This window comes from Nocardioides sp. L-11A (assembly GCA_029961745.1).
In the GTDB taxonomy this organism is placed as follows: domain Bacteria; phylum Actinomycetota; class Actinomycetes; order Propionibacteriales; family Nocardioidaceae; genus Nocardioides.
This window is the reverse complement of sequence record CP124680.1, coordinates 2,894,451-2,917,325: the sequence shown is the minus strand read 5'-3', so window position 1 is coordinate 2,917,325 and position 22,875 is coordinate 2,894,451. Positions and strand designations below refer to the sequence as shown.

Genomic DNA, 22,875 nt, shown 5'->3' with positions numbered 1-22,875 from the left:
GGTCAGTCCTCCGGGTCGTAGCCGAGGTTGGGCGAGAGCCACCGCTCGGCCTCCTGGACCGTCCAGCCCTTCCGCTCGGCGTAGTCGGCGATCTGGTCGCGTCCCAGCCGGCCGACGACGAAGTACTGCGCGTCCGGGTGGCTGTAGTAGATGCCGGAGACCGACGCGCCGGGCCACATCGCCATCGACTCGGTGAGCTCGATGCCGGTGGCGGCCTGGACGTCGAGGAGCTCCCAGATGGTGCGCTTCTCGGTGTGGTCCGGGCAGGCCGGGTAGCCGGGCGCGGGCCGGATGCCGGTGTACTTCTCGGCGATCAGGTCCTCGTTGCTCAGCTGCTCCTCCGGCACGTGGGCCCAGAACTCGGTGCGCACCCGCTGGTGCAGCCGCTCCGCGAACGCCTCGGCCAGCCGGTCGGCGAGGGCTTCGAGCAGGATGGCGGAGTAGTCGTCGAGCTCCTCCTTGAACGCCATGATCCGTTCGACGGTGCCGAGCCCGGCCGTCACCGCGAACGCGCCGACCCAGTCGCCGCCGCCGTTCAGGTCGCTCCCGATCGGCGCGACGTAGTCGGCGAGCGAGCGGTTGGGCACGCCCGCGCGGTGCTGGCCCTGCTGGCGCAGCTGGTGCAGCGTCGTGCGGACGGCGCCGCGCGACTCGTCGGCGTAGACGACGACGTCCTCGCCGGTGCTGGCGGCGGGGAACAGGCCGTAGACGCCGTTGGCCCGCAGCCACTTCTCCGCGACCAGCTTGTCGAGCATGACCTGCGCGTCGTCGTACAGCTTGCGGGCGGCCTCACCGTGCGTCGGGCTGTTGAGGATGTCGGGGAACTTGCCCTTCATCTCCCAGGCGTTGAAGAAGGGCTGCCAGTCGATGTACTCGCGCAGCTCGGCGAGGTCGTAGTCGGCGAGCACGTGCACACCCGGCGAGCGCGGCTGCGGCGGGGCGTAGCCGTCCCACGAGATCGGCGAGGAGTTGTCCTGCGCGTCGGCGAAGGACAACAGCGGGCGCTCGGACTTCTGGGAGTGCCGGGCGCGCAGCGAGTCGTAGTCGGCCCGGGTCGCCTCCAGCAGCGCGGGACGCTGTCTGTCGTCGAGCAGCGCGGCGGCGGTCGGGACGGACCGAGAGGCGTCCTTGACCCAGACCACCGGGCCGTCGTACTTCCGGTCGATCTTCACCGCGGTGTGGGCGCGCGAGGTCGTCGCCCCGCCGATGAGCAGCGGGATCTCGAGCCCCAGGCGCTGCATCTCGGTGGCGAAGCCGACCATCTCGTCGAGGCTCGGCGTGATCAGACCGGACAGGCCGATGATGTCGGCGCCGACCTCCTTGGCCGTGTCGAGGATCTTCTGTGCCGGCACCATCACGCCGAGGTCGATGACCTCGTAGTTGTTGCACGACAGCACCACGCCGACGATGTTCTTGCCGATGTCGTGGACGTCGCCCTTCACCGTGGCCAGCACGATCGTGCCGTTGGTGTCCTTCTGGCTCGCGAGCTCGGGGTTGGCCGCCTTCTCCTGCTCGATGAACGGGATGAGGTAGGCCACGGCCTTCTTCATGACCCGCGCCGACTTCACGACCTGCGGGAGGAACATCTTGCCGGCGCCGAAGAGGTCGCCGACGACGTTCATGCCGTCCATCAGCGGCCCCTCGATCACCTCGATCGGCCTGCCGCCGCGGGCGGCGATCTCCTGGCGCAGCTCCTCGGTGTCGCCCTCGACGAAGCCGTCGAGACCCTTCACCAGCGCGTGCGTGATCCGCTCGCCGACCGGCAGCGAGCGCCATTCCTCCTCGGCCGCCTCGACCTTCTCCCCGCTGCCCCGGTGAGCCTCGGCGAGCTCGAGCAGCCGCTCGGTGGCGGCCAGCGAGTCGTCGGTGCGGTTGAGGACCACGTCCTCGATCGCGTCGCGCAGGTCGGGATCGATGGTGTCGTAGGGCACCAGCGCGCCGGCGTTGACGATGCCCATGTCGAGCCCCGCCTCGATGGCGTGGAACAGGAAGACGGCGTGGATCGCCTCGCGCACCGGGTTGTTGCCCCGGAAGCTGAAGCTGACGTTCGAGATGCCCCCGGACACCTTCGCTCCCGGCAGGTTCTGCTTGATCCAGCGGGTCGCCTCGATGAAGTCCACGCCGTACGTCGCGTGCTCCTCGATGCCGGTGGCCACCGCGAACACGTTCGGGTCGAAGATGATGTCCTCGGCCGGGAAGCCGACCTGGTCGACCAGGATCCGGTAGGCGCGCTCGCAGATCGCCTTGCGACGCTCCAGGTTGTCGGCCTGCCCGTCCTCGTCGAACGCCATCACGACCGCGGCGGCGCCGTACTTCTTGCACAGGCCGGCCTGCTCGATGAACTTCTCCTCGCCCTCCTTCATCGAGATCGAGTTGACGATGGGCTTGCCCTGGACACAGCGCAGGCCGGCCTCGATGACCTCCCACTTCGAGGAGTCGATCATCAACGGGACCCGGCTGATGTCGGGCTCGCTGGCGATCAGCTTGACGAAGCGGTCCATCGCGGCGACGCCGTCGATCATGCCCTCGTCCATGTTGACGTCGATGACCTGGGCTCCGGCCTCGACCTGCTGCGCGGCGACCGACAGCGCGGTGTCGTAGTCGCCGTCCTTGATCAGGTTGCGGAACCGCGCGGACCCGGTGATGTTGGTCCGCTCGCCGACGTTCACGAAGAGGCTGTCGTCGGTGATCGTGAACGGCTCGAGGCCGGACAGGCGCATCGCGGGCTCGTTGGTCACCGGACGGCGGACCGCGCGGCCCTCCATCCGGCGCGCGATCTCGGCGATGTGCTCGGGGGTGGTGCCGCAGCAGCCGCCGACGATGTTGAGGAAGCCGGCCTCGGCGAACTCCACGAGGACGGCGGCCGTGTCGTCCGGCGCCTCGTCGTACTCGCCGAAGGCGTTGGGCAGACCGGCGTTGGGGTAGGCCGAGACGAAGGAGTCGGCGAGCCGGGACAGCTCGGCGACATAGGGGCGCATCTCCTTGGCGCCCAGCGCGCAGTTGAGGCCGACGGCCAGCGGCTGCGCGTGCCGGACGGAGTCCCAGAACGCCTCGGTGACCTGCCCGGACAAGGTCCGGCCGGAGGCGTCGGTGATGGTGCCGGAGATGACGACCGGCCAGCGCCGGCCGGCCTCCTGGAAGAGCGTCTCGACGGCGAAGATCGCCGCCTTCGCGTTGAGCGTGTCGAAGATGGTCTCGATGAAGAGCAGGTCCGAGCCGCCGTCGACCAGGCCGCGGGCGGCGTCGAGGTAGGCGTCGACGAGCTGCTCGTAGGAGACGTTGCGGGCACCGGGGTCGTTGACGTCGGGGCTGATGGACGCCGTCCGGGTCGTGGGCCCGAGCGCGCCGGCGACGTACCGCTTGCGTCCGGTCGCAGCGGCGACCTCGTCGGCGATCCGGCGGGCGAGGCGGGCCGACTCCAGATTGAGCTCGTAGGCCAGCGCCTCCATGCCGTAGTCGGCGAGCGAGACGGCGTTGGAGTTGAAGGTGTTCGTCTCCACGATGTCGGCGCCCGCGTCGAGGTACTCGCGGTGGATGCCGCCGATGATGTCGGGCTGCGTGATCGAGAGCAGGTCGTTGTTGCCGATCAGGTCGTTCGGCCACTCCTCGCGGTCCGCGAAGCGCTCGCCGCGGTAGCCGGCCTCGTCGGGCCGGTCGCGCTGGATCGCGGTGCCCATGGCCCCGTCGAGGATGACGATCCGCTCCCGCAGCAGCTGCGTGAGCTCGTCGGTCGCGTCGGGCTGCCACGCGACGTCCTGCGGCCTGTCCTGAGCCATGAAACCCATCCTTCCAGAGTGTGGAAGGCGCCCTTGGTGTCTCGGCCGAGCGTGGCGGACCGCCCCGTCGCGGGGCTCGTCCGTTGCAACGCCTCTCGGCTGCTGCTGATGTTACCCACGTTCGGCTGACTAGGCTGGCACAGTGATGGAGATCGAGACGATCCCCGAGCTGGTCCGGCCCGTGGTGATCGCTGCGTTCGAGGGATGGAACGACGCCGCGGAGTCCGCGACCGCGGTCGTGGACCACCTGATGAAGGCGTGGGACGCCAAGGTCGTCGCGGCGATCGACCCGGAGGAGTACTACGACTTTCAGGTCAACCGCCCCTCGGTCGGCATCGACGAGCACGGGTTCCGCAAGCTGACCTGGCCGAGCACGCACATCGCCGTGGCCTCTCCCCCCGATCTGGACCGCGACGTGATCCTGGTGCGCGGAATCGAGCCCAACATGCGCTGGCGGCAGTTCACCGACGAGATCCTCGGGACCATCGCCGATCTCGGTGCCGAACTCGTCGTCACCCTCGGCGCGCTGCTCTCCGACAGCCCCCATACCCGCCCCATCCCGGTCTCCGGGTCGACGACCGAGGCCGACCTGATGGACCGGCTGGTGCTCGAGCAGTCGACCTATGAGGGTCCGACCGGCATCGTCGGCGTCCTCCAGGACGCCTGCGCCCGCGTCGACATCCCCGCCGTGTCGTACTGGGCCGCCGTGCCCCACTACGTCGCCCAGCCGCCCTGCCCGAAGGCGACCCTCGCGCTGCTCACCCGGCTCGAGGACCTGCTGGAGATCCCCGTCCCCCTCGGCGACCTGCCCGACGAGGCCCGGGCCTGGGAGCGCGGCGTCGACGAGCTGGCCGAGGAGGACGAGGACATCGCGGAGTACGTCCGCTCGCTGGAGGAGTCCCGGGACACCGCCGACCTGCCCGAGGCGTCGGGTGAGGCCATCGCCCGGGAGTTCGAGAGGTACCTCAAGCGCCGCGGCGAGGGCGACTGAGTCACGCTGCGGGGCGGGTCAGGCGTTGCGGTTTGGTCCCAAACCGCAACAATTCGGGCCCGCAGCGTGCAGTTTCTGCCCAAAGCAACAGGTTCTACTGCTGCCGGGCGGCTACGGGGCGTCGGCTACAGCGCGAGACCCAGCGCGGCGTCGAGGACCGGGAGCAGCGTGACGGCTGCCTCGGGATCGCTGGTGTCGGCGAGGCCGTCGGTGCCGAGGGTGGCGGCGACCCAGGCGTCGACCGCGGCGGTGGCGCGGGGGGCGTCGAGGTCGTCGGCCAGCGCCGCGAGGATCTCCTCGACCACGGGGGCGGCGGGGGCGCCGGCACCGAGGGCCAGGGCGCGACGCCAGGCGGCGACGTCGTCGACGGCCTGCCAGAGGTGGGCGTCGGTCCACTCCCAGTCGCTGCGGTAGTGGTGGCGCAGCAGCGCGAGGCGGATCGCCATCGGGTCGATGTCGCTGTTGCGCAGGGCGGAGACGAAGACCAGGTTGCCGAGCGACTTGGACATCTTCTCGCCGTCGTAGGCCACCATGCCGGCGTGGGCGTAGACCTGCGCGAAGGACTCGCCGGTCGCGACCTGCACGTGCCCGGCGCACATCTCGTGGTGCGGGAAGACCAGGTCGCTGCCGCCGGCCTGGACGTCGAAGGAGCCGCCCAGATGGGTCAGCGCGATCGCGGCGCACTCGATGTGCCAGCCGGGTCGGCCGCGGCCGAACGGGCTGTCCCAGGCGGGCTCGCCATCGCGCTCCCCCCGCCATACGACGCAGTCGAGCGGGTCCTTCTTGCCCGGCCGGTCCGGGTCGCCGCCGCGCTCACCGAAGAAGCGGAGCATGGTCTCGCGGTCGTAGTTGGACTCCTCGCCGAAGGCGGGGTCCGCGGCTACGGAGAAGTAGAGGTCCTGCTCCACGCGGTAGACCGAGCCGGCGGCGTCGAGGCGCTCGATGAGCTCGATCACCAGCGGGATGGACTCGACCGCCCCGACGTAGGCGATCGGAGGGAGGACGCGGAGCGCCTCCATGTCCTTGCGGAAGAGCTCGGTCTCGCGCTCGGCGAGCTCCACCCAGTCGACGCCGACCTTGTCGGCCCGCTCGAGCAGCGGGTCGTCGACGTCGGTGACGTTCTGGACGTAGCTCACGTCGTGACCGGCGGTGCGCCAGGCACGGTTGAGCAGGTCGAAGGCCACATAGGTGTTGGCGTGACCGATGTGCGTGGCGTCGTACGGGGTGATGCCGCAGACGTAGAGGCGCGCGGCGCCATCGGGCCGGCTCTCGACCCTGCCGCCGGAGGCGGTGTCGTGGAGGACGACCTGGGGGCCGGAGACCGGGAGCACCGGGAGACCCGGGGCGTTCCATGCGCGCATGCCTCGATGTTAGGGGTTGGCTCTAGAAGGGCGGCCAGGGGATCGCCGGCCAGCTCCCCGAGGGGCCGGGTAGCTCCCCGACGGCCAGCAGCCGTTCGGTACGCCGCTCCAGGGCCCGGATCTCGTGCTCGGCGAGATGGGTCGCGAGCCGCTCACCGAGGTCGCCACGGAGCGCGGACAGGACGACCGATACCACCGCGCGCTCCTCGGTGGTCAGCGGCGTGCTGGCCCAGCCCCACAGCACGGTGCGCAGCTTGGCCTCGTGATGGAACGCCACGCCGTGGTCGACGCCGTACCGGTGCCCGCCCGGCATGGCCAGGACATGTCCGCCCTTGCGGTCGGCGTTGTTGACCAGCACGTCGTAGACCGCGAGCCGGCGCAGCGCCGGGCTGTCCTCGTGCACCAGCGTCACCGCCCGATCGCGGTCGTCGAGACCCTCGACGACCGCGAGCCAGCCGGCGGGCGTCGCGCCGGAGCGCACCAGGTCCACCGCGCTGTCGTCGGGGTCGACCTCCTGCCACTCCTGGACCATGCCGGGCCCGTGCGGGCCCTCGCCCCACCAGGTGCGCGGTACCAGGTCCCAGCCGGTGGCCTCGGAGACCAGGAAGGCGCCGACCTCGCGGTCGGCGAGGGTGCCGTCCGGGAAGTCCCACAGCGGCCGCTCCCCCGCCACCGGCTTGTAGACGACCTCGCGACCGTCGAGCTCGGCGAGGAAGGTCGCGTTGGAGGCCGGCATGATCCGGCCCTTGAGGATCATGGGTCGCGGCGCTTGAACCCGTTGGCCCGCACGCACAGGTGACCCTCGGGGTCGATCGGTTGTCCGCAGAAGGGACAGCTCGGCCGGCCGGCCCCCACGACATGCTCGGCACGGCGGACGAACGCCCGGGCCTGTCCCGGCTCCAGACGGACGAGCAGCAGCTCGGCGGGATCCTCGCCGTCGGTGAGCTCGACCGGCTCCTCGCCGACCGGGAACACCTCGACCACGACCCGCTCGTCGTCGGGGTCCCACGACAGCGTCATCGTGCCGGCACGGAACTCCTCCTCGATGGGCAGCTCCAGGGGCTGGTCGTCGGCGAGCCCGAACGGCGCCATCGCGGGTACGACGGCCCGGGCCCGGCCGTCGGCGATCACCTCGTCGAGCAGCTCATCGATCCGCTCGGCGAGCGCTGCGACCTGCTGCTTCTCCAGGGCGACCGAGACCAGCCGGGAGCCGGCCCGCGCCTGGAGGAAGAAGGTGCGGCTGCCGGGCTCGCCGACGGTGCCGGCGACGAAGCGCTCGGGCGGGTCGAATCCGTGCACGATCGGCATGCCCCTGAGCCTATCGACGTACGGTCAGGCCGGCCCGGCGCCACCGCCGACGACCGCCCCGCGAGACCGGGGCCGGCGCTTGCCGGGCTTCGGTGCCAGCCAGGACAGGTCGCCGTCGTGGGTGTTGCTGGCGAGCACGTACGGCCGGTCGGATGCGTACCTGATGATGGACACCGAGGCCGGGTCGACATTGATCCGCTGGAACAGGTCGAGGTGCATGCCGAGTGCGTCGGCCAGGATCGACTTGATGATGTCGCCGTGGCTCACCGCCACCCATACGGCGTCTGGACCGTGGTCGCGGGTGATGTCCGCGTCGCGGCGTCGTACGGCGGCCACCGCGCGGTGCTGCATGGCCACCATCGACTCCCCGCCCGGGAACACCGCCGCGGACGGCTGGCGCTGGACCGTCGACCAGAGCGGCTCGCGGAGCAGTTCCTTGATCGGGCGGCCCTGCCACTCGCCGTAGTCGCACTCGGCGAGACCCTTCTCGGCGAGTGCCCTGGTCGTGGGGTGTCCGGCGCCCCGCTGAGCGGCGGCCACGGCGCGGGCGGTCTGCCGGCAGCGCTCCTGGGGACTGGTGAGGAGCGCGGCGACCGGGACCGTGGCGATCCGGGCACCGGCTCGCTCCGCCTGCTGGACGCCCAGGTCGTCGAGCCGGATTCCTGGTGTCCGACCGGCGAGCACGCCGGAGGCGTTCGCGGTGGTCCGGCCATGGCGGACCAGCAGCAAGGTGGCCATGGCGGGGAGCCTAGCCACTGGCGTGACGCGGCTCCTCCGGGGAGCGCTGATCTGCCACGATGTCCCTGTCGGACGTCCTCAACCCGCACTCGGGAGCGCGGTGTGAACAGATCGATCGTCGCTTGGCCGACCCGTCGTGCCGCCCTCCTGCTCGCCGCCACGGTCGTCGTCCTCCTCCTCGCGGCGCTCGCACCGGTCCCCACCGCGATGGGCGAGCCCTGGCCCGAGCCCCCGCCCCGGGCTCGGCAGGCCAAGGCGCCCACCCTCGATGTGGTCCGGGTGACCGATGGCGCGGCCCGGGTCACCGGCGCCGCGCGCCAGCGCCGGGTCACGGTCCAGGCCCGTTGGGGCGGCAGGTGGAAGCGGGTCGCCCGGGTCCGGGTACGGCACGGGCGGTTCGCGGCCGAGGTCGCGCTGCGGGCCACGCGGGCCGGGCAGGTCCGTGCGGTGGCGGGGCGATGGCGGAGCCGGCCGAAGCCGCTGCCGCGCGTGCTCGCCGGCGACATCTGGCAGCCCGCGCCCGGTGGCGGCGCGGAGCAGCCGCCCGGCCCGCCCGCGCCGGCCGGCCCCTCCGACGCCTGCGGTCCGCAGCCACGCCGGGCGGACGGCAGCTACTGGTCGTGCACCTTCGCCGACGAGTTCTCCGGCACCGAGCTGGACCGGTCGCGCTGGGCACCGCAGACGGTGTTCAGCAGCGGCGACAAGCTCGGCCGCTACGCCTGCTACCGCGACCACCCCGACAACATCTCGGTGTCCGGCGGCGCGCTGCACCTCACGCTCCGACGCGAGGACCGACCGATCCTCTGCCTGCGCAACGGGCTGCTCCCGACGCCGTACTCGTCGGGGATGGTGTCGACGTACCGGCTGTTCAGCCAGCAGTACGGGCGGTTCGAGGCACGCTACGCCAACACCGGCACCGTCGTCCCCGGGCTGCAGGAGACGTTCTGGCTGTGGCCCGACGACAGGTACCAGAAACCGCTCGACCTCTGGCCGGCCGCCGGCGAGATCGACGTGGCGGAGACGTACTCGCAGCATCCCGATCTCGCCATCCCGTTCCTGCACTACACGTGGAACGACAACGGGGGGCCGGTGCCCGGCCGCAACACCGCCTGGAACTGCCGGGCACTGCGCGGCGGCTACAACACCTACACGCTGGAGTGGACCCCGAGCCGGATCGAGATCCTCGTCAACGGGACGTCCTGCCTGGTCAACACCTCCGGCGACAAGGCCTTCCAGAAGCCCTACATCGTCTCGCTGACGATGCTGCTCGGCTCGTCGGGCAACAAGGCGAGCGACGCGACGCCCCTGCCCGCCGGCATGTCGGTCGACTACGTCCGGGTGTGGCAGTGAACCCTCGCGCGCGGCTCAGCCACGAGCGGTGGCGGTGGGGCTAGCGTGATCCCGTGATCGTCGACAGCGCCGTCTACCGGCACGGCGTCCGCCTCCCGGTGGACTGCCACCTGCACGACTACGCCGCGCTGCGCGCCGCAGCCAGCGACGAGCACGACTTCGTCTGGGTGGGGCTCTACGAGCCCAGCCACCTCGAGCTCGGCGAGATCGCCGCGGCCTTCGACCTCCACCCGCTCGCCGTCGAGGACGCGGTCGTCGCCCACCAGCGCCCCAAGCTGGAGACCTACGCGAACAGCCTCTTCCTCGTCCTCAAGACCCTCTGGTACGTCGACGAGGACGATGCCGTGGAGACCGGCGAGATCAACGTCTTCATCGGCACCGACTTCGTCATCACCGTCCGGCACGGCCGGGGCTCGGCCCTCAGCGACGCCCGCCACGACCTCGAGAAGAAGCAGGCCGTCCTCGACCACGGCCCCTCCGCCGTCGTCTACGCCGTCTGCGACGCCGTCGTCGACGGCTACACCGCGGTCGTCGCCGAGCTCCAGATCGACGTCGACGAGGTCGAGGCGTCCGTCTTCTCCGACCGCCGGACCCAGGACGGTGACCGGATCTACGTCCTCAAGCGTGAGCTGTCCGAGGTACGCCGCGCCGTCCTTCCGCTGCGTGAGCCGATGCGCCGCTTCGCCTCCGGCACCGTCGACCTGGTCGAGGCGGAGTCGGCGCCCTTCTTCCGCGACGTCAGCGACCACCTCGCCCAGGCCGCCGAGGAGATGGACACGCTCGACGGACTCCTCTCAACCGCGTTCGATGCCCACGTGTCCCGGATCGCGATGCAGCAGAACGACGACATGCGGAAGATCTCCGCCGGAGCCGCGCTGGTCGTGGTGCCGACGCTCATCGCCGGGATCTACGGCATGAACTTCACCCACATGCCCGAGCTCGGCTGGACCTTCGGGTACCCGTTCGCGATCGCGCTGATGGTGTCGTCGATGGCCGGGTTGTGGGTGTTCTTCAAGAAGTCGGGGTGGTTCTGAGATCACTCGGCTGCTGCCCGGGTGGCTCTGGCCGTTGCGGTTTGGTCCCTAACCGCAACGATTCAGCCCCGGAGCATGCAGTCTCTGCCCGATCGACGACTGGTCAGACCACCTCAGGAACTGAGTACGCCGGCGCCGAGCAGGATCAGCACGGCCGCGCCGAGCAGGACCCGGTAGACCACGAAGGGCGTGTACGACTTCGTGCTGACCCAGCGCAGAAGCCACGCGATGGCGGCGTACCCGACGATGAACGAGACGACGGTGGCGGTGATAGTCGGGCCCCAGCCGTAGTCCGCCTCGCCGGCGTGGGCCTTGCCGACGTCGCCGATCTCCTTGAGCTCGAAGAGCCCGGCGCCGACCACGGCGGGGATGGCGAGGAGGAAGGCGAAGCGGGTGGCGGCCTCACGCTCGTAGCCGAGGAAGCGGCCCATCGACAGCGTGGCACCGGAGCGGGAGACGCCGGGGATGAGGGCCATCGCCTGGGCGCCGCCCATGAGGAGCGCGTCGCGCAGCCGCATCTGCTTGATCGCCTTCTCATTGCGACCGATCCGGTCCGCGAGGCCGAGGACCAGGCCGAGCACGATCAGCGTGCTGCCGATGATCCACAGGTTGCGGAAGTCGCGCTCGATGACGTCCTTGAGCAGGATGCCGAGCACCACGATCGGCAGCGAGCCGACGATGATGTACCAGCCCATCCGGGCGTCGAGGGCGCCGCGGTACTCCGGCTTGAACAGGGACAGCACCCAGGCGCGGGCGATGCGCCAGATGTCCTTGCGGAAGTACACGAGCACGGCCAGCTCGGTGCCGATCTGGATCACCGCCGTGAACGCAGCGCCGGGGTCGCCCCAGCCGAACAGGTCGGGGAAGATCCGCAGGTGCGCACTGCTGGAGATCGGGAGGAACTCGGTCAGTCCCTGGAGCACGCCGAGGAACACTGCCTGCAGGAAGTCCGCCACGACGCGCCATCCTAGGGAGTCGATGGTCACGCGCGTCATCGGCGGTCATCGGGGGTCATCGGCGTGCCCGGCGCGCGGCGCTCGGCCGGGCGGATACCTTGTGCCCCATGCAGCAGCGGTACGTCGGCGCCAGCGGCCTCCAGGTGTCGCGCCTCGCCCTCGGCACGATGACGTGGGGCAAGGACACCGACGAGCACGAGGCCCGCGACCAGCTGGCCGCCTTCGTCGAGGCCGGCGGGACGACGGTCGACACGGCGGCGGGCTACACCGATGGCCGTTCCGAGGCCTTGCTCGGGAGCCTGCTCGGCGACGTCGTACGCCGCGACGAGCTGGTGCTGGCGACCAAGGCCGGGATCTGGCGGCGCGGTTCCGACCGGCTCACCGACACCTCCCGCGGCGCGATGCTGCGCGGCCTCGACACGTCCTTGAAGCGGCTCGGCACCGACCACGTCGACCTGTGGCAGGTCCACATCTGGAGCGACGACGTCCCTGTGGAGGAGACGCTGGGGGCGCTCGACCACGCCGTGGCGACCGGCCGGGCGACGTACGTCGGCATCTCGAACTTCAACGGCTGGCAGACCGCCCGCGCAGCGACCCTGCAGGAGGCGGTCGCGGGGCGTGCCCGGATCGTGTCCACCCAGATGGAGTACTCCCTGGTCAACCGGCGGATCGAGCGCGAGGTGCTGCCCGCGGTCGAGGCGCTCGGCCTCGGGCTGTTCCCCTGGTCGCCCCTGGGCCGCGGCGTGCTGACCGGGAAGTACCGCACTGGCACCCCCTCCGACTCCCGCGCCGCGTCACCGGTCTTCGCGGGCTTCGTCGACGCCTATCTCGACGAGCACAGTCGCGGCATCGTCGAGGCCGTCGCCCGCGCCGCGGACGGGCTGGGCTGGACGCCGCTCGAGGTCGCCCTGGTCTGGGTGCGCGACTCCCCCGGCGTCACCGCTCCGATCGTGGGCGCGCGGACCGCCGCCCAGCTCGCCGGCGCGCTCGGCTCGGAGGGGAAGGTGCTGCCCCCGGAGATCCGGGTGGCCCTCGACGACGTCTCCGGAGGTGCCGCATGAACGTCTCGCTGCTCCGTCCCGGCATGATGCGCGGCCTCGGGCGCGGCGTCGAGTGGGAGTTCGAGCGGGTGACCTTCGACCGCGAGTTCTCGCGGAACATGGTCGCCAAGCTGCTCGTCGAGCGGGCCGAGCACGGCGGCTGGGAGCTGGACCGGGTCCAGATCGGTCCGGACGGGCGGCGTCGCGTGGTGCTGCGGCGCAAGATCATCCGCGCCGTCCGGACCGCCTGAACCGTTGCGGTTTGGTCCCAAACCGCGCAAGAACAGCCCCCGGAGATGCAGTCTCTGCCCAATCGCGAACTGGTCAGACCACGTCGAGGAACCGGTCCATGACCCGCGCGCCGAACTCCAGCGCGTCGACCGGCACCCGCTCGTCGACCCCGTGGAACAGCGCGGTGAAGTCCAGCTCCTCGGGCAGCCGCAGCGGCGCGAAGCCGTAGCAGCGCAGCCCGAGCCCGAGGAAGTGCTTGGCGTCGGTGCCGCCGCTCATGAGGTACGGCGCGACGAGCGCGTCGGGATCCTCGGCGAGCAGGCTGCGGGTCATCGCGTCGACCAGCGCGCCGTCGTACGGCGACTCCCAGGGCGGCTGATGGGAGACGAAGTCGATGTCGACGCCCTCGCCGGTGAGCTCGGCCAGGGTGGTGAAGAACTCGTCCTCGAAGCCGGGGAGGAAGCGGCCGTCGACGTGGGCGGTGGCGTCGGTGGGGATGACGTTGACCTTGTAGCCGGCGTCGAGCATGGTCGGGTTGGTGGAGTTGCGGAGCACGGCGCCGAGCATCCGGGCGGCGTCGCCGAACTCCTCGACCAGCGCGGGCGCGTTCTCCGGGGTCGCCTCGACGCCGGCGAGCTCGCCGACGGTCGCGAGCAGGGTCCGCATGGTGGGCGTGAGCCGGACCGGCCACTCGTGGGCCCCGATCCGCGCCACCGCCGAGGCCAGCCGGGTGACCGCGTTGTCGTCGTTCAGCATCGAGCCGTGGCCGGCGCGACCGCGGGCGCTGAGCCGCATCCAGGCCATGCCCTTCTCGGCGGCCTCGATGAGGTAGAGCCGCCGGCCGCGGACCGTAGTGCTGAAGCCGCCGACCTCGCCGACCGCCTCGGTGCAGCCCTCGAACCACTCGGCGTGGTTCTCCACCAGCAACTGTGCGCCGTGGTGACCGCCGGCCTCCTCGTCCGCGGTGAAGCAGAGCACGATCTCGCGCTCGGGGACCCGTCCGGCCCGCTGCCGCGCCCGCACGACGGAGAGCAGCATGGCGTCGAAGTCCTTCATGTCGACCGCACCGCGGCCCCACACGTAGCCGTCCTGGATCTCGCCGCTGAACGGGTGGACCGTCCAGTCCTCCGCCGCGGCCGGTACGACGTCCAGGTGACCGTGCAGCAGCAGCGCGCCGCGGTCGCCGCCGGTGCGGGTGGCCCCGTCGCCGCCCCAGCGAGCCAGGACGTTCGCACGGCCCGGAGCCGTCTCGATCACCTCGGCCGCGATGCCCACCTCGTCGAGCAACGTGGCCACGTGCTCGGCGGCCTTCCGCTCACCCGTGCTCTCCCCGCCGCCATAGTTGGAGGTGTCGATCCGAATCAGGTCGCGGCACAGGTCGACGACCTCTCCGGCGACGTCGTGAGCGGTGGATGCGGCCATGGGCCCATCGTCGCACGCACCCCCACGCACTAGCGTTCTGCCGTGGCTCCTCCGCAGTGGAAGCAGTACTCCCCCGACGACAGCCCGGACCCCGAGGAGGGGCCGGCCCGGCCGCGCACCCCCACGCCCTACCGGCCCCCGAAGCAGCCACGTCCGCCGCGGACCGTCGACGAGCGGACGGTGCGCAAACGCTCGTTCCACCCGGTCGGCCTGTTGATCGCCGCGGGCGGGGTCGCGGTCGCTCTCGGCGCACCGGTCATCCTCTCGGTCGCGGGCAGCGAGGATTCGCCCGCAGCCGAGGAGCCGCAGACGGACCGGGGGTTCGATGCGTTGGTCGCGGCCCTGCGGGAGGAGACCGGATCGACCCTCGCGCGCAACGCCGTCATCTACCCTGACTACGCCGTGGTGGACGTGCCCTATCGGCCCGACGACCCGGCCGACGAGCGGGAGCTCGTCTACCACTGGGACGGAGAGCTCGGCGAGCCTGGCAAGGACACGGGCGACGACGTGGTCTTCGACCTCGCCGACGTCGACAGCGCCGTCCTCGACGGCCTCTGCCCGCAGGTGGAGGCCCTCGTCGAGGACCCGGAGACCTGCTATCTCATGATCAGCGGTCCGGACCCGGAGGACAGTACGCCGGCATGGATCTCGGTGTATGCCAGCAACGACTTCCGGCAGACCGCCTACGTCGAGTTCGGACTCGACGGCACCGTGGTGGAGGTGCACCCGGCGAGCTGAGCGGCACCGCGCGCGGTCAGTCCGATGCCGCCGTCACGTCGGCGACGGTGGCGCCGAGCGCGGCGACCAGCGCGTCCCCGTCGAGGGTGAGCGCGACGCCGTACCCTCCGCCGCCGAGCGAGACGGTGCCGGTGACCCGCGCGTCGGCGATCACCGGAAGCACGGTGGCGGAGCCCAGCGGAGTGATCGTGCCGCGGACGTAGCCGGTCACCTCGCGCGCGGCGTCGGCCGACGGCATCGAGAGCCGGTTGACGCCCAGCAGCGCGCGCAGCCGCGGCCAGGAGATCTCGCGGTCGCCGGGCACCAGCACGAAGCGGTGATCGCCGTCGGCGACCCGCACGACCATCGTCTTGACGATCTGGCGCGGCGCGATGCCGCGGACCGCCGCCGCCTCCTCCAGCGAGCCGACCGGTCCGTGCCGGATGACCTCGAAGGACAGGCCGAGCCGTTCGGCGGCCGCGATCGCACGGGAGGACTGGTCGGTCGGGTCGGGCTGCTCGGGCACACCCTCAATCTAGGACCCGGCCCCCAGTCCGTAACCGCTAGCATCGAGGCTCCCCCGGTCCCGCCCCACGGCTCCCACCGCCGTGCCGACGCCCGGGCCGACGCGCGACGGAGCCTGTGTGCCGACGATCGACCCCCGACGTCTCCTCGTCCTGCGTGCCTTCGTACTGTCCGACTCGGTCACCGCGACCGCCGCGGCGCTGCACCTGACGCCGTCCGCGGTGTCGCAGCAGCTGGCCGCCCTCGAACGGGAGGTCGGCCATGCGCTCGTCGTACGCACGGGGCGCAAGCTGGCGCTGACCCCCGCGGGCCGGATCCTCGCCGAGCACGCCGAGGAGATCAGCTCCCGGCTGAAGCTGGCCGAGGCCGATCTCGCGGCACATGCCGGCGGCGTGCTGGGCCAGTTACGGATCGGTGCCTTCCCGACCGCGATCAGCTGGGTGGTCGCGCCGGCGATCGTCGAGCTCCGACACCAGGCACCCGGCGTCGACGTCACGGTCGTCGACGCCGAGGCGCACATGAGCCACCGGATGCTGATGCGCGGCGACATCGACGTCACCGTGAGCCTGGAGTACGAGTCGGACCCCGAGCGCGACTCCCCCGACATCGCGAAGTTCCCGCTCTACATCGAGCGGTTCAAGGCGGTCCTCCCGCACGGGCATCCGCTGGCGGGCGAGGAGGGCATCGAGCTCACCCAGCTCAGCGAGGAGGGCTGGGTGATGCCGTCGCCCGGCAACCCGTGCCGGACGATGGTGCTGCAGGCATGCGCCGAGGTGGGCTTCCACCCACCGATCGCGCACGTGTCCGACGACTACCGTGCCGCCGTCGCGCTGGTCGCCGCGGAGGCGGGGATCTGCCTGGCGCCGGAGTCGGCCCTCTCGGCGCGCGACGCGGAGTGGGTCACCATCCTGCCCACGCGCGGCATCGCGCCGCTGCGCAAGGTGATCATGACGACCCGGCGCGACAACCAGGGGCACCCGGTCGTCCGCGCGGGCCTGGAGGCGATGCGGGCCGCGCTCGCCGAGCCGGACTCGGAGATCTACGGCCCGCTCGCACGGTCCGACACGTTCAGCGTGGAGTGACCGCCCCGGCGGAGGGCGCGTTCTCACGCAGGAAGGCGTCCACGTGCCGGTGGTACTCCTCCGGCTTGTCGCGGCGCACGCAGTGGTGCGCGCCCTCGATGACGACGACGTCGAAGCCGGGCGCGACCGCGGTGAGCCGATCGCGCGAGTGCTTGTCGACGATGACGTCGCCGGTCCCGGTCACCAGCAGCGCGGGCACGCCCGCCGGGCCGACCGTGATCTGGCGTGCGGTCGGGGTCCAGATCCGGCGCTTCTCGTGCAGCCGCTGCTCCATGTAGTCGGTGTCGACGGCCTTCATCGCCTCGGCCAGCGGGAGCAGCTCCTGCTCGGGCCAGTGCGGCTTGAGCTCGCGCTGGAGGTCGACGAGCTCCTCGACGGTGGACGTGTCCACCTCGTCGAAGGGATCCCGCTCCCGCTGGTCGGCGGGAACGCTCAGCCACGGGTTGGGCCCCGCCTCCGGCACCCACCACGGCGGGTCCTCCAGGACGACGCCGGCGACGAGGTGCGGCGCGTCGGCGGCGACGAACGCGGCGATCCGCGCGCCCATGGAGTGCCCGACGACCAGGGTCTTGCGCCCGGTGTCCGCCAGCAGGTCGCCGAGGATGTCGATCGCGTCCTGCACCATGACGTCGGTCGACGGCACACCCTCGTGGTCGGGACGGCGGCCGGGCGACTTCCCGTGGCCCCGGGCGTCGGGTGCGACGATGTGGAAGTCGCCGCCCCAGCGGTCGACGGCGTCGCCGTAGCACTCGCCGGACTCCACGGCGCCGTGCAGGATCAGGATGGCGGGCGCATCGGCTGCGTCCCGCCCGTACGTCCGGACGAACAGGTCGGTTCCCACGTGTCTTCTCTCTATCGGTGAGTCATGGTGCAGATCGTGGCACGGCTCGTCGGTGCCGTGCAGTGCTCCGGGCAGGTCAGCTCGGCAGCTCGGCCTCCGGGGTCGCCGCCACGAGCGCCCGCGTGCACGGGTGCTGCGGAGCGCGGAAGATCTCCTCGGACGGTCCGGTCTCCACGATCCGCCCCTGGTGCATGACCGCGACCCGGTCGCTGTAGAGCCGGATCACCGCCAGGTCGTGGCTCACGTGGAGGAAGGAGATCCCCTGGTCCCGCTGGAGGTCCGCGAGCAGGTTGAGGATCTGGGCACGCACCGACACGTCGAGCGCGGAGGTCGGCTCGTCGGCGATGATCAGGTCCGGCTTGAGCGCGAGCGCGCGAGCCACGGCGACCCGTTGGAGCTGGCCGCCGGACGCCTCGTGCGGGTAGCGGCCGAGGTAGTCGGCACCGAGGCCGACCGACGCGAGCAGCGCGACGAGCTCGGTCGTGGACGTCGTCTCACCGTGCGCCCGGTAGACGTTCTCCAGGGTCTGGCGCACGGTCTGGCGCGGGTTGAGCGAGGCGAGCGGGTCCTGGAACACCATCGCGACATTGCGCCGCAGCCGGCGCAGGCCGCGTCTGCCCAGAGCCGCGACGTCGTGGCCGTCGGTCCGGACGGTGCCCGAGCTCGGGACGACGAGCCCATTGGCCATCCGAGCGAGCGTCGACTTGCCCGAGCCGGACTCCCCCACCAGGCCCAGTGCCTCGCCGCGCTCCACGCGGAGCGATACGCCGTCGACCGCGAGGTGACCGCGGCGACCGCGACCGAAGGCGCCGGCACCGGGGAACCGCTTGCTGACGTCGGTCATCTCCAGGATCGAGGTGCTCACCGGCCCACCTCCGGCAGCGACGGGAGTCGGTCGAGGTGGCAGGCGGCGCGGTGGACGCCGCCGGCAGCGCCCGACGGTCGCGGCGCGGGCAGGGGGATCTCGACCCGGCACCGCTCGCCCACTCGGTCGGTGAGACCACAGCGCGGAGCGAAGGCGCAGCCCGCACCCGCGTCGCGCAGGGACGTCGGCGCGCCCGGGATCGCCCGCAGCCGGGTCCGCTCGCCACCATGGTCGAGGCGTGCGTCCAGCCGCGGTGTCGCGGCGCGCAGGCCGGCCGTGTAGGGGTGAGCCGGCTCCTCGAAGATGTCGCGCAGACTGCCGTACTCCGCCTCGCGACCGGCGTAGAGGACGAGGACGTCGTCCGCCGCGCTCGCCACCACCCCGAAGTCATGGCTGATCAGCAGCATCGCCATGCCGTACTCCTGCTGCAGCTCACGGAGCAGGGCCAGGATCTGGGCCTGGACGGTCACGTCGAGCGCGGTCGTCGGCTCGTCGGCGATCAGCAGCGCGGGCCGGTTGACCAGGGCCATCGCGATCACCGCCCGCTGCCGCATGCCGCCGGAGAACTCGTGCGGGAAGCGGCGTACGGCGTGGCCCGGGTCGGGGATCCCGACCCGCTCCAGCATCTCGGCCGCCCGCGCCCGGCCGGCCCGCCGGGACACCGACGGGTCGTGCAGCCGGATCGCCTGTGCGATGTGGCCGCCGATGTCGAGGTACGGGCTGAGCGCCGACATGGAGTCCTGGAACACCATCGACACGTCGGCACCGCGGGCGCGGCGCAGCGAGCGCTCGTCGGCGCCCAGCATGTCCCGACCCGCGACGACGATCCGACCCCGCGCGCTCGCGCCGCGCGGGAGCAGCTGCATGATCGCCCGACCGGTGATGGTCTTGCCCGAGCCCGACTCCCCCACGACGGCCAGCGTGCGGCCGCCGTCGAGGGTCACCGAGAGGTCGCGCACGACGTCGAAGGAGGTGGCGCCGGAGGAGAAGGAGATGGTCAGGTCCTCGACCTGGAGGACGGGGTCAGGCACGGCGGATCCTCGGGTCGAGAAGCGGCAGGGCGAGGTCGACGAGCAGGTTGCCGACGATGATGAGGAAGGCCGAGAAGAGCGTCACGCCCATCACGATGCTCAGGTCGGCCTCGTTGACGCCGGACAGCAGCAGGTCGCCGAGGCCGTGGAGGCTGAAGACCTTCTCCGCGATCACCGAGCCGCCCAGCAGCGCGGTGACGTCGAGCGCGAACATCGCGCTGATCGGCACCATCACGCCCCGGACGGCGTGCCGGTTGACCTGTCGTGGCGAGGCACCGCGCGCGGTCATCGCGACCAGATGCTCGGCCGACAGCTCGTTGAGCAGCTGGGTCCGGGTGACCCGGATGTAGCCGGCGGCCAGGATGAACGACAGCACCATCCACGGTCCGATCAGGTGCCAGGCCCAGCCGGCGGGCGACTCCGAGAACGACACGAAGCCCGAGAACGGCAGCACGTTGAGCATGAACCCGAACACCTGCACGACGAGCAGGCCGACGAGGAAGGTCGGCACCGAGAGTCCGAACATCGCGAACCCGGTCGAGAACCGGTCCACGATCCCGCCCTTGCGGATCGCCGAGAGCGTGCCGAGCCCGATGCCGACGACCAGGCACAGGACTGCCGCTCCCGCCGCGAGCGACAGGGTCACCGGCAGCCGCTCGGCGATGAGCGAGGTGACGTCGCTGCGGTTCGGGAAGGAGTAGCCGAAGCACGGCGCGGCGCACTCGACCCGCTGCGCCCCCTCGCCGTACGTGCGGCCGACGAAGAGTCCCTTCACGAACTCGCCGTACTGCCACACCACGCTCTGGTCGGTCTGCATGTAGGCGCTGACCTTGGCCTTGGTCTCCGCCGGGCACGGCTTGCCGCACATCGCCCGGGCGGGATCCTTCGAGGCGCCGAAGAAGAGGGCGATCGTCACGAAGGCGATCGCGAGGAGCATGAACACCGCGGTGACCATGCGACGGGTGACATAGGTGATCATGCGGCATCCTCCGTGCGCACGTCGAGGACATCGCGGAGCGCGTCGCCGGCGAGCGTGGCGCCGAAGACGATCAGGAACACCACGGCGCCGGGGAAGAGCATGTACCAGACGTCCGCACCGCTGTAGATCCACGGCAGGGAGTCGGAGAGCAGCTTGCCGAGATCGGGTACGTCGCCGCGCAGGCCGACGCCCAGGAAGGAGAGACCGGCCACGACACTGACGTTGCCGGGCAGCGACATCGCGAACAGCACGACGACCAGACCGAACAGGTGAGGCAGCATCTCGCGGCGGATGATCTGGCCGGGCGGGGCGCCCGTCGCCCGGGCGGCCTCGACGAAGGCACGGGCGTTGATCGCGCTCGCCTGGGCGCCGATGATCCGGGCCGGGACGGTCCAGCCGAAGAAGGCCAGCACCAGGACGAGCACCAGGCCCCGGGGCAGCTCCGGCGGCACGATGGCCATGATCGCGATGACGAACATCAGGCCCGGGAAGCCGAACATGAAGTCGATGAGGCGACCGGCGACGGCGTTGACCCAGCCGCCGAAGTAGCCCATCGCCGTGCCGAGGACCGCCGCGACCACGATGGACAGGATGCTCGCGCCGAACGCGATGAACAGCGAGGAGCGGATGCCGTAGACGATCTGGGCGAACAGGTCGACGCCGGTGACCGGCGCGACGCCGAGCCAGTGGTCGGCGCTGACGCCGCCGAACGCGCCGAGCGGCCGGCCGCCGTTCGGGTCCAGCAGGTCGGTGTGGAAGGTGTGCGGGTCCTGGCCCTCCAGCCGCACCAGCAGCGGGGCGCACAGCCCCGCCACCATCGGGACGACCAGCATGACCAGCCCGGCCACGCCGGCGCGCCGGCGGGCGAACCGGCGGAGGACCGACGTACGCCGGCCCTCCGCCTGCTGGGACTCAGCGATCGACACCGACGACCAGCTCGTTCGCGAACGGCGGGTAGGCGGGCATGAAGTAGTTCACGATCTTCGAACCGGCCAGGGCTTGGGTGCGCTGGACGAGGATCGGCACGATGGGCGCGTCCTCCATGATCTGCCGGTCGATGGCCGCCCACATCTCGCCCGCCTTGTCGAGGTCGGGCTCGGAGATGGCGGCGTCGATGGCGGCATCCACGTCGGGGTTGGAATACTGCGACGCGTTGCCGCCTCCGTCGCCGATCTCGCTCGACGCGAAGAGCGGCTGGATGGTGCTCATGCCGCTCGGGAAGTCCGCGCCCCAGCCGCTCGTCGTCATGTCGTAGTCGCCGTCGGCCGACGAGATCAGCTCGTACCAGCCGTCGCCGTCGAGGCCCTTGAGCTCGACGTCGATGCCGACCCGGGCGAGCGAGTTCTTGATGCTCTGCGCCTCCTTCTCCTCGATCGCACTGACGTCGGTCGGATAGGTGAGGCTGAGCTTCAGGTCGGTCACGCCGGCCTCGGCCAGCAGGCTCTTGGCCTTCTCGACGTCGCCGGTGTCACCCCCGTCGTACAGGTCGTAGTCGGTCGCGCCGGGGATGCCCTCGGTCATGATCGACGAGGTGAGCTGGCCGCCGAACTTGGGGCCGCCGTACACGCTCTGGATCTCGGCCTTGTTGATCGCGTAGTTGATCGCCTGGCGCACCCGGACGTCGGAGAGTCCGGGGCGGGTGACGTTCATCGCGAGATAGCGGAAGTAGCCCGACGGCCCGTTGGCCATCCGGTCCGAGACGGACGGGTCCGACTCGATGCGCTGGAACTGCGACGGCGAGATGAGGGCATTGCTGATCGCGCTCTGGTCGTCGCCCTTGTCGTCGATCAGGCGCTGGACGATCGTGTCGTTGTTCAGGCCCATGTCGAGGACGATCTTGTCGGGGCCGGCGAGGCGCGCCTGGTCGGTGTCGGCGCTCCAGTTCGGGTTGCGCTCGAGCACCGCCTGGGTCCCCTTGCTGAAGCTCGTCACCATGTAGGGACCGCTGGCGACCGGGTTCTCGCCGTAGGTCTCGGGTTCGGTGTCGGCCGCCTTCGGCACCGGCGCGAACGCGGGCATGCTCACGATCCATGGCCAGTTGCCGAACGGGCGGCTGAGGTGGAACACGAGCTGGTGGTCGTCGACGACCTCGATGGAGTCGAGCTCCTTGCCGTCGTACGGACCGTCGTAGTCGGGCCCGCCCTCGAGCAGCGTCTTGTGGTATCCGAGACCGCCCTGGAACATCGGCGCGAACGAGCGCTCGATCCCGTACTTGACGTCCTGCGCCGTGATCGGGCTGCCGTCGGAGAACTTCAGGCCCTCCTGGAGCGTGAACGTCCAGGTCTTGCCACCGTCGTCCGTCGTACCGGTGTCGGTGGCCAGGTCCGGGACCAGGACGGTGTCCTTGTCGGGGAACGTCTGCCACGACGTCAGCCCGCGGTGGACCCACCGCAGCCGGCTGGTCGGCACCATCTGCGCGTTGGCCGTCTCGAAGGTCTCGGTGGCCCGTCGGGAGAGGTAGTGCAGGGTCCCACCCTGGGGCACGGACTCCATCGCCGACGCGGACTTGCCCTTGTCCTCGGTGGAGTCGCCGGACGACGAGTTGGCATTGCAGCCGGCCACCGCGAGGGCCAGGACGAGGGCGAGCCCGACGGGCACCACTCTCCGGGATCGATTCGCCATAGGGTC

The 22,875-nt window shown here is 71.2% G+C and carries 21 protein-coding genes; 7 read left to right on the top strand and 14 right to left on the bottom strand.

The window, feature by feature from the left end; genetic code table 11:
- Positions 1-2: 2 nt before the first annotated feature.
- Positions 3-3,776: a methionine synthase gene (gene metH / locus QJ852_13910; protein WGX94249.1), complete on the bottom strand. Its 3,774-nt coding sequence runs from the start codon at positions 3,774-3,776 to the stop codon at positions 3-5.
- Positions 3,777-3,918: 142 nt separating this feature from the next.
- On the opposite strand from metH, the gene QJ852_13905 reads away from it, so the two are divergent.
- Positions 3,919-4,767 carry a PAC2 family protein gene (locus QJ852_13905; protein ID WGX94248.1) on the top strand — a complete coding sequence of 283 codons (849 nt, stop codon included), beginning with the start codon at positions 3,919-3,921 and terminating at the stop codon, positions 4,765-4,767.
- Positions 4,768-4,892: 125 nt separating this feature from the next.
- Here the strand turns inward: QJ852_13905 and mshC are convergent, their stop codons facing one another.
- The 4 genes from mshC to QJ852_13885 are packed head-to-tail and all read right to left on the bottom strand — an operon-like array spanning position 4,893 to position 8,174.
- Complete coding sequence (mshC, locus tag QJ852_13900; GenBank protein WGX94247.1) at positions 4,893-6,128, bottom strand: cysteine--1-D-myo-inosityl 2-amino-2-deoxy-alpha-D-glucopyranoside ligase; 1,236 nt, start codon at positions 6,126-6,128, stop codon at positions 4,893-4,895.
- 22 nt (positions 6,129-6,150) lie between these two features.
- On the bottom strand, positions 6,151-6,885 hold the full coding sequence (locus QJ852_13895; protein WGX94246.1) for an SCO1664 family protein: 735 nt from the start codon (positions 6,883-6,885) through the stop codon (positions 6,151-6,153).
- Positions 6,882-7,436: a DUF3090 domain-containing protein gene (locus QJ852_13890; GenBank protein WGX94245.1), complete on the bottom strand. Its 555-nt coding sequence runs from the start codon at positions 7,434-7,436 to the stop codon at positions 6,882-6,884. The genes QJ852_13895 and QJ852_13890 overlap by 4 nt, the downstream gene beginning before the upstream one ends.
- Before the next feature lie 24 nt (positions 7,437-7,460).
- Positions 7,461-8,174, bottom strand: a complete 714-nt coding sequence (locus QJ852_13885) for an MSMEG_4193 family putative phosphomutase (protein WGX94244.1) — start codon at positions 8,172-8,174, stop codon at positions 7,461-7,463.
- A gap of 102 nt (positions 8,175-8,276) precedes the next feature.
- Between QJ852_13885 and QJ852_13880 the strand changes: the two genes are divergently transcribed.
- Together QJ852_13880 and corA are read left to right on the top strand one after the other, a co-directional pair.
- A complete protein-coding gene (locus QJ852_13880) occupies positions 8,277-9,524 on the top strand; it encodes a glycoside hydrolase family 16 protein (GenBank protein ID WGX94243.1) in 1,248 nt (415 codons plus the stop codon).
- A 53-nt stretch (positions 9,525-9,577) separates the two neighbouring features.
- A complete protein-coding gene (gene corA, locus QJ852_13875; protein WGX94242.1) occupies positions 9,578-10,558 on the top strand; it encodes a magnesium/cobalt transporter CorA in 981 nt (326 codons plus the stop codon).
- 113 nt (positions 10,559-10,671) lie between these two features.
- Here corA and QJ852_13870 read toward each other — a convergent pair whose 3' ends face one another.
- Positions 10,672-11,553, bottom strand: a complete 882-nt coding sequence (locus QJ852_13870; GenBank protein WGX94241.1) for an undecaprenyl-diphosphate phosphatase — start codon at positions 11,551-11,553, stop codon at positions 10,672-10,674.
- A 68-nt stretch (positions 11,554-11,621) separates the two neighbouring features.
- Here QJ852_13870 and QJ852_13865 point away from each other — a divergent pair, with 68 nt between their 5' ends.
- A complete protein-coding gene (locus QJ852_13865) occupies positions 11,622-12,575 on the top strand; it encodes an aldo/keto reductase (GenBank protein WGX94240.1) in 954 nt (317 codons plus the stop codon).
- Between the two features lie 26 nt (positions 12,576-12,601).
- Positions 12,602-12,805 (top strand): DUF5703 family protein, encoded by a 204-nt coding sequence (locus tag QJ852_13860; GenBank protein WGX99463.1) that lies wholly within the window; start codon positions 12,602-12,604, stop codon positions 12,803-12,805.
- A 73-nt stretch (positions 12,806-12,878) separates the two neighbouring features.
- Here QJ852_13860 and QJ852_13855 read toward each other — a convergent pair whose 3' ends face one another.
- Positions 12,879-14,207 carry a M20/M25/M40 family metallo-hydrolase gene (locus QJ852_13855; protein ID WGX94239.1) on the bottom strand — a complete coding sequence of 443 codons (1,329 nt, stop codon included), beginning with the start codon at positions 14,205-14,207 and terminating at the stop codon, positions 12,879-12,881.
- 42 nt (positions 14,208-14,249) lie between these two features.
- On the opposite strand from QJ852_13855, the gene QJ852_13850 reads away from it, so the two are divergent.
- Positions 14,250-14,945 carry a hypothetical protein gene (locus QJ852_13850; protein ID WGX94238.1) on the top strand — a complete coding sequence of 232 codons (696 nt, stop codon included), beginning with the start codon at positions 14,250-14,252 and terminating at the stop codon, positions 14,943-14,945.
- 16 nt (positions 14,946-14,961) lie between these two features.
- Here the strand turns inward: QJ852_13850 and QJ852_13845 are convergent, their stop codons facing one another.
- Entirely contained in the window at positions 14,962-15,450 is a 489-nt protein-coding gene (locus tag QJ852_13845) for a YbaK/EbsC family protein (protein ID WGX94237.1), read from the bottom strand.
- Between the two features lie 118 nt (positions 15,451-15,568).
- On the opposite strand from QJ852_13845, the gene QJ852_13840 reads away from it, so the two are divergent.
- Positions 15,569-16,531 carry a LysR family transcriptional regulator gene (locus tag QJ852_13840; protein ID WGX94236.1) on the top strand — a complete coding sequence of 321 codons (963 nt, stop codon included), beginning with the start codon at positions 15,569-15,571 and terminating at the stop codon, positions 16,529-16,531.
- On the opposite strand, the gene QJ852_13835 is transcribed toward QJ852_13840, so the two are convergent.
- From QJ852_13835 to QJ852_13810, 6 genes are all read right to left on the bottom strand, one after another.
- Positions 16,518-17,372 carry an alpha/beta fold hydrolase gene (locus QJ852_13835; protein WGX94235.1) on the bottom strand — a complete coding sequence of 285 codons (855 nt, stop codon included), beginning with the start codon at positions 17,370-17,372 and terminating at the stop codon, positions 16,518-16,520. The genes QJ852_13840 and QJ852_13835 overlap by 14 nt on opposite strands.
- Positions 17,373-17,448: 76 nt before the next feature.
- Positions 17,449-18,237 carry an ATP-binding cassette domain-containing protein gene (locus tag QJ852_13830; protein WGX94234.1) on the bottom strand — a complete coding sequence of 263 codons (789 nt, stop codon included), beginning with the start codon at positions 18,235-18,237 and terminating at the stop codon, positions 17,449-17,451.
- Positions 18,234-19,268: an ABC transporter ATP-binding protein gene (locus QJ852_13825; GenBank protein WGX94233.1), complete on the bottom strand. Its 1,035-nt coding sequence runs from the start codon at positions 19,266-19,268 to the stop codon at positions 18,234-18,236. Before QJ852_13825 ends, QJ852_13830 begins: the two co-directional genes overlap by 4 nt.
- Entirely contained in the window at positions 19,261-20,247 is a 987-nt protein-coding gene (locus tag QJ852_13820) for an ABC transporter permease (GenBank protein ID WGX94232.1), read from the bottom strand. The genes QJ852_13825 and QJ852_13820 overlap by 8 nt, the downstream gene beginning before the upstream one ends.
- A complete protein-coding gene (locus QJ852_13815) occupies positions 20,244-21,173 on the bottom strand; it encodes an ABC transporter permease (GenBank protein WGX94231.1) in 930 nt (309 codons plus the stop codon). Before QJ852_13815 ends, QJ852_13820 begins: the two co-directional genes overlap by 4 nt.
- Complete coding sequence (locus tag QJ852_13810) at positions 21,160-22,848, bottom strand: ABC transporter substrate-binding protein (GenBank protein WGX94230.1); 1,689 nt, start codon at positions 22,846-22,848, stop codon at positions 21,160-21,162. Before QJ852_13810 ends, QJ852_13815 begins: the two co-directional genes overlap by 14 nt.
- Between the last annotated feature and the right edge of the window lie 27 nt (positions 22,849-22,875).

Bases quoted from the DNA above. Each gene is read 5' to 3' on its own strand.
- metH (WGX94249.1), bottom strand. From the start codon at position 3,776: ATGGCTCAGGACAGGCCGCAGGACGTCGCGTGGCAGCCCGACGCGACC.
- mshC (WGX94247.1), bottom strand. From the start codon at position 6,128: ATGCGCGCATGGAACGCCCCGGGTCTCCCGGTGCTCCCGGTCTCCGGC.
- QJ852_13895 (WGX94246.1), bottom strand. From the start codon at position 6,885: ATGATCCTCAAGGGCCGGATCATGCCGGCCTCCAACGCGACCTTCCTC.
- QJ852_13890 (WGX94245.1), bottom strand. From the start codon at position 7,436: ATGCCGATCGTGCACGGATTCGACCCGCCCGAGCGCTTCGTCGCCGGC.
- QJ852_13885 (WGX94244.1), bottom strand. From the start codon at position 8,174: ATGGCCACCTTGCTGCTGGTCCGCCATGGCCGGACCACCGCGAACGCC.
- QJ852_13870 (WGX94241.1), bottom strand. From the start codon at position 11,553: ATGACGCGCGTGACCATCGACTCCCTAGGATGGCGCGTCGTGGCGGAC.
- QJ852_13865 (WGX94240.1), top strand. From the start codon at position 11,622: ATGCAGCAGCGGTACGTCGGCGCCAGCGGCCTCCAGGTGTCGCGCCTC.
- QJ852_13860 (WGX99463.1), top strand. From the start codon at position 12,602: ATGCGCGGCCTCGGGCGCGGCGTCGAGTGGGAGTTCGAGCGGGTGACC.
- QJ852_13855 (WGX94239.1), bottom strand. From the start codon at position 14,207: ATGGCCGCATCCACCGCTCACGACGTCGCCGGAGAGGTCGTCGACCTG.
- QJ852_13820 (WGX94232.1), bottom strand. From the start codon at position 20,247: ATGATCACCTATGTCACCCGTCGCATGGTCACCGCGGTGTTCATGCTC.